Consider the following 10,824-nt stretch of genomic DNA (forward strand, 5'->3'; position numbering starts at 1 on the left):
TATCTAATGTCCGAGAACAGTGGTTCTCTAACATCCGTGGGGATGTACTTGCCGGATTAGTCGTCGGTCTTGCACTCATCCCTGAAGCCATCGCATTTTCAATTATTGCAGGTGTAGATCCTAAAGTTGGTCTATACGCATCCTTCTGTATTGCCGTCGTGATTTCTTTCGTAGGTGGTCGTCCTGCCATGATTTCAGCAGCCACTGGCGCAATGGCGCTGCTTATGGTCACATTGGTCAAAGAGCATGGGCTTGAATATCTGCTGGCAGCAACAATTTTGACAGGCGTGATTCAAATATTGGCAGGCTATTTAAAGCTCGCCAAGTTAATGCGGTTTGTATCTAAATCTGTGGTTATTGGATTCGTAAATGCGTTAGCGATCTTAATTTTCATGGCTCAATTGCCTGAACTGATTAATGTGACCTGGCATGTATATGCTTTTGTTGCTTTAGGTTTAGCAATTATTTATCTATTCCCTCTGGTTCCCAAATTAGGAAAATTACTCCCTTCTCCACTAGTCTGCATCATTGCAATCACATTATTGGCAATCGCTTTAGGAATTGATGTCCGGACCGTGGGCGATATGGGGTCTTTACCTGACACACTTCCAATGTTCTTGATTCCAGATATTCCTTTGAATATTGAAACATTGATGATTATTTTGCCTTATTCAGTCGCACTGGCGGCTGTAGGTTTACTTGAATCGATGATGACAGCAACTATCGTGGATGAAATGACTGATACGCCAAGTGATAAATATCAGGAATGTAAGGGACAAGGGATTGCGAATATTGCTTCTGGCTTTATGGGTGGCATGGCCGGTTGTGCAATGATTGGTCAATCTATGATTAACGTAAAATCAGGTGGCCTTACACGCTTATCAACATTCTCTGCGGGCATTTTTCTTCTTATTCTGGTTGTATTTATCAGTGACTGGCTCAAAGTGATTCCAATGGCTGCATTGGTAGCGGTAATGATAATGGTCTCTATCAGTACCTTTGAATGGAGTTCTGTCACTCAGTTAAAAGATAATCCTAAGAGCAGTAATTTCGTCATGATTGCGACGGTGATTGTAGTTGTTGCTACGCATAACCTGGCTTTGGGTGTGTTAACAGGCGTATTACTTTCAGCCTTGTTCCTGGCGAATAAACTTGAAAATGATATCCAGGTGACAGCATCTTTTGAAGGAATGGCCCGTTTATATGAGTTGAGAGGTCAGATCTTCTTTAGTTCTTCTGAAAAATTCATGCAAGGTTTTGACTTTAAAGAGGATGTAAAGGATGTGATTATTGATTTGACCCATTCTCACATTTGGGATGTAACATCAGTCGCCATGCTTGATTCTGTTGTAAAAAAATTTCAAAAGAATGGTGTGAATGTCACTGTGCGTGGCTTAAATGAAGCCAGCTCTATCATGATTGATAAGTATGGAACACATGCCAGAATCTAAGCGCAGGAGATTTTACGTTTATGTAGAATCTCTAAAATTAACACAATACACCTTATACGAAGTCAAAAAAATATATCTATATGATAATTAATGAAATTGTAAAACCTATTCATAATGAACATTATGTAAAATGGAGATGATAGAAGTGTACTCACTAGTACACTTCTATCATAAAAAAGAGAGCTGCCAGCTCTCTTTTTTATGTTTTATTCAAAATGAAGTTGATATTTATCCGTCGTAATCTTGATCTTGAGGTTCTTATATTTTCGTTTTGTGGCACTCAGGGCTGAATCTGTCACTTCTGCATGAAATTTAGGGTCATTCATTAGATCATGAAATAGTTTATATCCAATCAATAACTTACTGGATTTTTTCTTTTCCTTTAGATCATTTTCAATCAACTGATCCAATTCTTTTACAGAAAAACTATGCATATTACCCTCTATAGTATCTTTCTGATAAAACACCATACAGACTTAGTAAGAGAATTTAAAGCTTATTAGATAATTGATATTTATGAAATTGTGAGAAAGATAATATATTAGATTTATCTATTTAAGTTAAGTTTTTCTAAAAATAACATAATACACCTTATACGAAATGCTTGATATTTCTCTTTAAATATCAGTATATTAAAGTAAGCCGTTTTGGAGTATAGGGCACCAGAACGGCTTTTTATTGATTATTCATGTTCCACGCTTAAATATTGAACAATGTTCCACGGTTTTATTCAGTCTTAATAAACCTCATCCGGTTTTTTGGTGAGTCATTATTTCATGTGCTTGCACTGAAATTGGCCCATCAAAAAATTGGAGTCCTGGCTAACCATAAGGAAGAAAAAAACGGCTCAGGAAACCCCTTTTTTTTGGTTCAGGCTCAACGTGTTCTGGAACAGGGATACGTTTATTGTCTTTCTGAGGAGTAGTCAATTCGTCATAGTTTGACTCGGTCTGTGGCCGAGGATCTGTTGCTATATTCGAATTAGTAGATTCATTTAGTTTATTAATATTTTCTTGTTTTGGCTGTTCTAAGGTGCCTTTAAACTCAATTCTATGAGTAAGATCTTCAATATGTTGCATCAAAGACTTTTCTCTTTGATTTGCTAAATCTAACTGATTTTTGAGTAAAGAAATTTGATCTTTTAATACACTTTCAACCTCAGATTGAACGTGTACTTGTACATCCTTCTGAACTTGTTCAGTACGTGTACTGGACTGAACACCGACTGGATTGCCATAAACTCTGATAAGTTCAGATAAGTCTATAAGACCATCATGATCTCTTGATAATTCACCATTTTTTAAAGCCTCATATATTGTTGTACGTGATTTTTTAAAGGCTTTACTTGCATCCATGACGCTGAATTTTGTTGTGTTCAATGTAATCCCTCAGTGCGTGTACAAGGATGTTCATGTGAACATCCAATCTGAACATGAAGTTTATTTTGTATTAAATCCTACTTTCTTTAGATATGGCAGTAATTCTTCAATTTTAAGTGGATCCTGCAACATTTCGGCAATGCGAACAGCAAATTGAGAGTAACTTTCTGTACCTTGAGAATATTTATTCATCTCGGTAAGCTCAGAGAGTTTATTAGCAAAAAGATAACGTTGCGAATCAGTCATTTTTAAAACTATAGGTTGTATAGCTATATCTGACTTCTTTGGTTGCTTTCTAATTTTATAGGTAAACTCAAATCCTATAATTTTTTTCCCTGCCTTCTTATTAGTATATTGAAGGTTATATATATCGCAGGCTTTGCTCTTATTTATTTGAGTGACAGCTAAGTCCAGGACATTGTCTTTTAGATTTGACATAGTTTTATATTTATTTTCGATACCGAACCTAGATCGAAGATCGTCCAACTCTAGAAAAACTTTTTGCTCTTTATAGTTCTGCACTTCTTTAAGAATTTCATATAAGCGATTGGCATATTGGCTGCTTAAATCAACCGTATGTTGAAGATCAATTTGAGTAAATTTATTAGCTAGCTCACTTACAAATGGTAAGACGTCATTAGCAAATTGAATTTCAATTCTAGCTTCACCTTCAAGATATCCCTTCATTTGAATAAATCTATATGTTCTAACGTGTTTTTTAGTATTTGAGATTTCTCGCTCTAATGTGAACTGGCGTTCAAATAAAGTATCTACAGCCGTTCTAAGGGCTTTATAACCGCCATCTATGGTGTCTGAAAACAGATCTGCATATTCATGAGCTGAAATGGTAATTGGTACATTATTATCTAATGTAATCTTATTAGAACGAATTTTTGATAAAGCGATATTGAACAATCTATGCTCAACAACAGTCATTTTATAATGAGCTTTTACTAAATCATTTGCTTTAGAGACAAGAATCGACATGTCTAAATTTTCTGAACGGCTCATTCTTATTTCCCTATAAACATTATATGGATTTACCAAAATCTAGATAAATTTTTCACTTAGGGAATCATCATAACAATACTCATTTAAATAGTAAAATAAAAACCTATGTTTATGCGGATAAAACCTATGTTTGAAACGGATAAAACCTATGTTTGAAACGGATAAAACCTATGTTTATACGGATAAAACCTATGTTTGAAACGGATAAAACCTATGTTTATACCACCATAATATATTGAAAACAAAAAAGAAAAAATGCTTCAAATATTAAATATTATAAATATAAAATAAAAAAGAAAATTCATGAAAATTGCCCTTGGTTTTCGCTTCGCTCAAACTCTATTGAATCTCGCTTTCGCTCGATTCGTCGGGGCAATTTTTGGTTCATATTTTCGTGAATTTGAGAAAAAGCAAAAGCAAGATCAAAAGCAGCTCGGAATTCGCTTCGCTCATGAGCTTTTTTTCTCGCTACGCTCGATTTAAGAATCAAACTTGGAAAGTTCGCACCCATGCGGGATGCTCTGTAGGGTAGGTGATTAATGGATAGGGAGCTTGTAATCAGGGAAAGGGATGGGCAAATTTTTTCAGTTCGCTCGTAGACACTCGCTCTGTTTAGCGACTCATGCCACTAGATTTCATTTTAGGCGCATGTTGCTGTGCTTTGAGCTGTTGTTCCTGTCTGAGTTTCATCTGTTGTTCTGCTTTGATCTCATCCACACATTTTTTAATGACTTGATAGGATGGGTATAGAGTCTGGTATTGCTTGGCTTTGGCTGGATGTTGTTGTTGGTACTGCTTCCAGGCATGTTCTTTAAACTTTTCATTTTCCAATAAATCCTTCACACCATGTTTTTTCTGGTGTTCATGCTGACCTTTCAGCTTTTTGTGCTCCTGGTAAATCGCATCACGTTGGGCTTCCCAGGCTTTTTTTCCAAACAGTAAGGGTTTGTTCTGAGTTAATTCGTTGTGTTGATCGACCAGGCTTTGCAATTTGTCATGACTTTGCTTGAGTCCGCTTTTCACGATCTCCTGGGCAAGCTGCTGATTGAACTCATTTTGATGTTTGTGGTGCTTGGTCAGGGTTATTTCGGCTTGTTTGAGATTACGCTGCATGAAATCCAGGTCTAGATTCGCGTCTTTTGCGCTGATTTCGCGTTTTAGCACTTTGCCAAGGGTTTCCCTCTGTTTTTCCTCAAACAGGGCTTTTTCGTCAATTGGTGGCGTTTTAGCGCTATTTTTGATTTGGATCTGCTGTTCTGTTTTCAGTGTGCTGAGTTTGATCTCATTTTCAGCAATCAGCAGATCCATATTTTTGCCGTATTGCAGCTGAGCCTGATTTCTCTGTTTGATTTCATCATTGCTGCGGCTGATTTCGGTCTCAATCCCTTTTCGGCGTAGTTCGGTGACTTTCGGTCCTTCGTGCAGGGTCGCTTCCAGGCCATTCTCCTGGTCTTTGTAGCTGCGGTGGTCGACTCGGGCGGTGTATCCGGCCAGATCCAGGTGCATATTGCAGATATCGGCAAAGTGTTCGCGCCAGTGTTCGATTTCTCCACTGTGTTTCTGATCCAGTTCCCGGGTTTTCTCGGTAAAACCTTCAGGCGTGAGCTTGCGTGTGCTCATCAGGATATGCGCGTGATAATTGCGTTCATCGCTGCCGGATCCGGTATGCGGTGCATGGATACAGGCATCGACGGCCACCTGATGTCTGTCTACGATACTGGCGCATAGTTCTTCGAGCATGGCCAGGCGTTGTTCCTGATTTAATTCACTTGGAAAAGCGATTTCAAATTCCCGGGCAACTGTCGAGTTTTTTCGGGTTTCCCGTTGTTCAACTTCGTTCCAGAGTTTTTGCCGGTTTTTTAAATGTTCTGGTGCGCCTTCGGGTAAATAAATTTCTTTGTATTCCACACCTGTTTTTCGGCTGTAGTCATGTTCTCGGCCTTCACGTTCACAATAGATCTTTTCACCGGCCCGATAGGCAATTGCAGCAGTAGCGGAACGCCCTGCTGATCGTGCTACGGTTTTGACTGAAAAGTGGTAAATCGCCATGCCTATTTTTCGCTTTTAAATTTTCACGTAGTGAAATACAACCGTGCCTACGGTTGTCGGGGTATTGGGGGGACCCCAATCGGACTTGCAAACGAAGTTTGCATAAGTGCGCTCTTCGAGGAAAACATTACTATACATATAGCACCTTGAATGCATATTCAAGTGCGCTTATGTTAGGGATGGTTTCCCAGGATGATGGTATTGGATTAATGAGCGTTACTGAAACACTAGACAGCAAAATTAAAGCCCAGGAAGAAAAGCTGAAACAGCTCAAAGCTCAAAGACAGGCAGCACTGGCAAGAGAACGTGCCAAAGAGAAAGAACAGGCAAGAAAGGAAGATACCAGACGTAAGATTTTAATCGGATCCTGCATGTTGAAAATCACCGAAGAAGATGAACAAGCCAGAGCTAAATTAATTGCTCAGATGGATAAGTATTTGACAGATGAGCGTGACCGAAAGCTTTTTAATTTATAAATTTTGAGAGATGAGTAGTGGAAGATCCAACACTTAATGAGTTAATACGTAATACAGAATTATTTTTTGAACATCACTGGAATGTAGATTTATTAGGAAAGCCTCCTGAATGGTCACCAGTACATTTTAATTTTGGGAAAATTCCTAATTACGATAAACAAGGTGTATATGCGTTTATCAAAGGGGATTTAGTGACTTATATCGGTGTTGGAACTTCTAGAGGTGCTGGCCGTTATCGTGGTAATGGCTTAAGCGCTCGGGTAATGAAATATTGTCGATGGAATGAAGATAAAACTGAATATATTGCGATAGATCCAAGACTGAAAGATGCTGGATCCATTATTACGATAGGTTTTGAACGTGATACGGCTTATTTAGCAAATGCCCTAGAAGTTTTTCTTATCTCTAAACTCCAACCTATCTACAATGTGGTTAAAGTTGGTATGTAATTTCGAATAAGAGATCTTATATTAAATAAAAGCTTGAATTTAACAGGTAATTCTATAGGTCTTATAGTTTTGTTTAGACGAGCGTAATCGGTCCACTCGGGCATGAAGCATGTTACAATGCGCTTTAGCGCATTGTAACATGCTTCATGCCCGATGTAAAATTCTTTTAAAATCAATAACTTAGACTGTTTTTATGTGGTTGTAAGGTTAGATTATCTTACTAGAGTATCATTATTTATAACTAAGATTATAATAAACATTAAGTAAATTATAGGCATACATTGTTTTATAGCTACTTATAATGAAAAAAGCCTTTCACGTTAGCAAAAGGCTTTTTCCGAATCTTAACGCTTGGGAGGGAAGATCAAAGATCCGCAGTCTCTCAAACTTACAAGCACATAGTAGGGTATAAGCGGTGGAATTGTCAAATTCAGCATTGTTACAAATAGAGAAAACGCTATCTATACCACGTCTTTCAAAGTATGAGTATTTCTATAAGAATAGAAATGAGCCTTATAAAAAACAAGATGTTATGAAGCTTTATGAAAGAAATTTAATTATTTCCAATAGATTTTTTTACTTACTAAATTACTTCGAAATTGTTCTTAGAAATGCAGTTGTAGAAGCTATAGAAATAGCGTTTAACTGTAATTCAACTAATAGTTGGCATATTAATCCTGGCTTTATTCGAAGTTTGAGTAGCAAAGGTCGACACAGCCCTAAAAGCATGTTCGATGAAGTTCAACGAAAGTTTCCTTCTTCTCCTAGTAAGATGATTCCAGAGTTTAAATTTGTATTTTGGCAAAAGATGTTCATGTCTAATTATGAGGATCGTATTTGGAAAAGTTGTTTAACTCAGGTCTTTCCAAATGTACTAACGGAAAATAGGCAAACTTTTTATGATTGGATTGATCAATTACGAGAACTAAGAAATAGAATTGCTCATCATGAGCCTATTATTTTTAACAGATCATTAGAAAATGATTTAAAAGTATTAATGATTTTTATTCACTGTCGTTGTGAATATACTTTTACTTTACTAGAGCCATTTGCACTTGAATTAGAAAATTTAATTAGAAATAAGTAATTATCTTTTTAATATTTTAGAAATAAAAAACCCCGGCATCCTGCCGGGGTTTTTCGTATGGGTTCGCTCGGTATAACTCCTGTCGTACCTTACAGTCCTTGTGCTTATCTATTGTTATTCTTGTATGGAACTTCCTGTTCCCGATGAGTTCATCATAGGAAAATTCCACTGTCCCAGGTAGCCGCAAAGGGCCGAGATTTATGTACGCCAGAGCGTACAAAATAGCCTAAATTTCATCCACAGCAATTGGGGATAGTTTTCGCCCTAGAAGAGCTGAGAACATTGGGAAAATGCCAAAATTGAGCATTTTTTAGACGATTTTATTGGCGAAAGATTACAAAGTTGCTTAAAAAACACACGAGTTGTTAAAACGTCTGTTTTTTGATCTTTGGGGTTTTGGATTTATTGAGTTAACTATTTGATAAATAATACTATTTAAAAAGGCGTTTCGTATAACGCCCATTATGTTAAATGGGGAGGAATAAGACAGTAAATGCCAGTTTATTAAATTTTAAATAGAACGTTTTTTTACTAAATTTTAGATAAAAATAATCTTCTAAGTACTCAATTAGCTTACCTTCCTGTATAAGAACAAGGCGAAGTTTCAGGGTTTTATGAAATGATATTGAATGCTTACAAAAGTATTCTAAATTCAGTATTTTTATAAAATTTTAAAAAGTAATTTTTTTCAAACAAGGATTTATATGTTTCACAATAGAAGAACATTATTACCTTTAACTCTTTTATCTGTTTTATTAGTCGCATGCGGTGGAGGGGGGGGAGAAAGTAGTCCAACGTCATCAGATACATCTGTGCCGAAGCCTATTGTAGAAACTTCTGTATTAAGTCCAGATTTGACACATGGCTATTTTGAAATTGAAAATTCTGGTATTGCTAATAACTCAACCATTAAGTTTTCACCATTTCATACAGATAGTGTGATTGAAGCATCTGCTACTAACAATAATATGTGGGATTTAGAGATTCTTACGCCAAGCAATGATTTATCTGCCCATATTAATAATTTGGCGGGTCTTTATTTTTATCCTAAAGAAGATAAAGTTGGAGTTTTTAGCTATTCAGAGAATGATAAAGGACATCTGACGGTTCGATGTCAAAATTCGTGTAGTGATACATTTTCTTATAAACTTGAAAAGCAAAGTAATGGTAAAACTTATTTTATTATAAATGCAAATGGTTCTATAGCAGGACGTTTAAATAATAATGATTTTGCATCCACTGCCAAAATTAAAGGCTCTGTTAATTTTGAAGTAAATTCTAATTGGCCAGTATGGGACACCAAACGCTTTAATGAATATCATGCGAAATCAGACTTAGTTGTTAATGGTAAACCTGCAACAATAGAAAAATTTTTGGATTGGAAAACTAGCTCTGTTTTAACTTTTACTACAGATAAAGAATACTATTTTAACTTTAATAATCCTGTGGATCTTGATCACGATAGATTTATTTTAACGGAGGGGAATTATTTTAGTAATGAACAGCCTAAAGATGTATACATATATAAGGGATACTTCAATCGAGATTTTACATTAAATACAGATTATGAAAATGGTATAACCACCTTTAAATTTATCAATAACTTATTTACTAACCCTATTGAATATATTGCTTCTCCAGAGTTGAAAGTATCTGGAGGTTTTGTAAAAAAAGTTCCTTATGGTCAAGTGATTGCAGGAGATGAAGTTTTTAAAATTGATGAAACAGTCGCAGCAGTTGTATATGCAGAAAATGAAAGTAAGTATTTTCGCTTTATGAGTCGAGATAATCACTCTAATCTCGAGTTCACAGTGAAATACGATACAATTACTAAAAATGTAAATGTAGCGTATCAAAGACCACAGAAGGGTCAATTAAATGTGAATATTTATCTGAAATGGAACTGTAAATTGACGAATAATCATTGTACTGGTGTCACTGTCAATGATTCAGAGGGAACAATTGAATTTAAAAATGTGCAGTTAGATGATGGTCGTCTAATAAATGGCAAGTTTGGTCATTTAGGAGTAAACGATCTTGTAAGATGATAAATTCATAGTTATGTTCCATAAAAATATAGAAATGTTAATTCTTCTAAAATTAACATAATACACCTTATACGAATTCCCAAGGCATGGCTTTTAGTCATGCTTTTTTTATCAAAAGAGTATAGCTGAATGATAGCGAGCCAAATCGCATACAATATCTATCATTAGACTTAATGCAATAATTAAATGATGTTGTTATCATTAATCTAACAGAATTAAGATTAAATGATAGAAATGAATACACGTATTTATCTACGAGCTTCAACTAAAGATCAAGATGCAGAAAGGGCTTTGCAGATTCTTCAGGATCTAAACCAAAACTTGAATTTGGGCGAAACCATTGTGTACGTGGAAAACTATAGTGGTACGAAGTTAGACCGACCTGAATTGAATAAGCTACTGTCAGAAGCAAATCAAGGTGACACCTTGTTGGTTGAAAGTATTGACCGATTATCACGCCTAACCCAACAGGATTTTCAAGAGCTGAAGCGCAGGATCCAGGAGAAGGGACTTCGTTTAGTCGTAGCAGATCTTCCTACTACCTACCAAATGATTCAAACCAGTGACAGCATTACTCATTCAATCCTGGATCTCATCAACAATATGTTGATTGATCTCCTGGCAACAATGGCCCGCCTGGACAATGAGAAACGTATAGAACGTATTAAGCAGGGCCTGGCACGTTCGGGTTACAAACCAACAGGTAAGAAAGCCAATGAGGCTAAGCACAAACGAATAAAAGAATTGCTAGCAGCTGGCAATATGACTAAGGAAGAAATTGCCAAAGCAGTGAATTGTGGAGTTGCAACTGTTTATCGAGTTGCTAAAGTCATTTAAAAAGGCTTGTATCAGTGCTTCCCTTATGTCATATCTA

The 10,824-nt window shown here is 36.2% G+C and carries 11 protein-coding genes; 7 read left to right on the forward strand and 4 right to left on the reverse strand.

From position 1 onward, the window contains the following. Positions 1-1,451: SulP family inorganic anion transporter (locus ACEWB7_RS16355; RefSeq protein ID WP_370974531.1), on the forward strand; the 1,451-nt coding region annotated here is incomplete at its 5' end. Between the two features lie 206 nt (positions 1,452-1,657). On the opposite strand, the gene ACEWB7_RS16360 is transcribed toward ACEWB7_RS16355, so the two are convergent. The 3 genes from ACEWB7_RS16360 to repM form a co-directional block, all read right to left on the reverse strand. Further along, complete coding sequence (locus ACEWB7_RS16360; protein WP_000555568.1) at positions 1,658-1,885, reverse strand: hypothetical protein; 228 nt, start codon at positions 1,883-1,885, stop codon at positions 1,658-1,660. Positions 1,886-2,272: 387 nt separating this feature from the next. After that, positions 2,273-2,830, reverse strand: a complete 558-nt coding sequence (locus tag ACEWB7_RS16365; protein ID WP_240664393.1) for a plasmid replication DNA-binding protein — start codon at positions 2,828-2,830, stop codon at positions 2,273-2,275. A gap of 60 nt (positions 2,831-2,890) precedes the next feature. Next, the gene (gene repM / locus ACEWB7_RS16370) at positions 2,891-3,841 is read right to left on the reverse strand and encodes a replication initiation protein RepM (protein ID WP_005225810.1); all 951 of its coding nucleotides are present in this window, start codon (positions 3,839-3,841) and stop codon (positions 2,891-2,893) included. Positions 3,842-4,144: 303 nt separating this feature from the next. Between repM and ACEWB7_RS16375 the strand changes: the two genes are divergently transcribed. Beyond that, positions 4,145-4,324, forward strand: coding sequence for a hypothetical protein (locus tag ACEWB7_RS16375; RefSeq protein ID WP_005261369.1), 180 nt, complete (start codon positions 4,145-4,147; stop codon positions 4,322-4,324). A gap of 129 nt (positions 4,325-4,453) precedes the next feature. Here the strand turns inward: ACEWB7_RS16375 and mobQ are convergent, their stop codons facing one another. Beyond that, a complete protein-coding gene (gene mobQ, locus ACEWB7_RS16380) occupies positions 4,454-5,890 on the reverse strand; it encodes a MobQ family relaxase (RefSeq protein ID WP_048882684.1) in 1,437 nt (478 codons plus the stop codon). Positions 5,891-6,099: 209 nt separating this feature from the next. On the opposite strand from mobQ, the gene ACEWB7_RS16385 reads away from it, so the two are divergent. The 5 genes from ACEWB7_RS16385 (at position 6,100) to ACEWB7_RS16405 (ending at position 10,787) form a co-directional block, all read left to right on the forward strand. Further along, on the forward strand, positions 6,100-6,366 hold the full coding sequence (locus ACEWB7_RS16385; protein ID WP_139845772.1) for a mobilization protein: 267 nt from the start codon (positions 6,100-6,102) through the stop codon (positions 6,364-6,366). Positions 6,367-6,383: 17 nt separating this feature from the next. Beyond that, complete coding sequence (locus tag ACEWB7_RS16390; RefSeq protein WP_005225402.1) at positions 6,384-6,815, forward strand: hypothetical protein; 432 nt, start codon at positions 6,384-6,386, stop codon at positions 6,813-6,815. A gap of 415 nt (positions 6,816-7,230) precedes the next feature. Next, entirely contained in the window at positions 7,231-7,902 is a 672-nt protein-coding gene (locus ACEWB7_RS16395; protein WP_005225405.1) for an Abi family protein, read from the forward strand. A gap of 704 nt (positions 7,903-8,606) precedes the next feature. Continuing rightward, complete coding sequence (locus ACEWB7_RS16400) at positions 8,607-9,950, forward strand: hypothetical protein (RefSeq protein WP_411580967.1); 1,344 nt, start codon at positions 8,607-8,609, stop codon at positions 9,948-9,950. A 225-nt stretch (positions 9,951-10,175) separates the two neighbouring features. Then, positions 10,176-10,787 carry a recombinase family protein gene (locus ACEWB7_RS16405; RefSeq protein WP_004889724.1) on the forward strand — a complete coding sequence of 204 codons (612 nt, stop codon included), beginning with the start codon at positions 10,176-10,178 and terminating at the stop codon, positions 10,785-10,787. Positions 10,788-10,824 lie beyond the last annotated feature (37 nt).

The sequence above is a fragment of the Acinetobacter sp. NIOH-H-8 genome (assembly GCF_046635365.1).
Taxonomy (GTDB): Bacteria; Pseudomonadota; Gammaproteobacteria; order Pseudomonadales; family Moraxellaceae; genus Acinetobacter.

Coding starts and splice junctions, on each gene's coding strand:
- ACEWB7_RS16360 (WP_000555568.1), bottom strand. CDS start 1,885: ATGCATAGTTTTTCTGTAAAAGAATTGGATCAGTTGATTGAAAATGAT.
- repM (WP_005225810.1), bottom strand. CDS start 3,841: ATGAGCCGTTCAGAAAATTTAGACATGTCGATTCTTGTCTCTAAAGCA.
- ACEWB7_RS16375 (WP_005261369.1), top strand. CDS start 4,145: ATGAAAATTGCCCTTGGTTTTCGCTTCGCTCAAACTCTATTGAATCTC.
- mobQ (WP_048882684.1), bottom strand. CDS start 5,890: ATGGCGATTTACCACTTTTCAGTCAAAACCGTAGCACGATCAGCAGGG.
- ACEWB7_RS16385 (WP_139845772.1), top strand. CDS start 6,100: ATGAGCGTTACTGAAACACTAGACAGCAAAATTAAAGCCCAGGAAGAA.
- ACEWB7_RS16400 (WP_411580967.1), top strand. CDS start 8,607: ATGTTTCACAATAGAAGAACATTATTACCTTTAACTCTTTTATCTGTT.
- ACEWB7_RS16405 (WP_004889724.1), top strand. CDS start 10,176: ATGATAGAAATGAATACACGTATTTATCTACGAGCTTCAACTAAAGAT.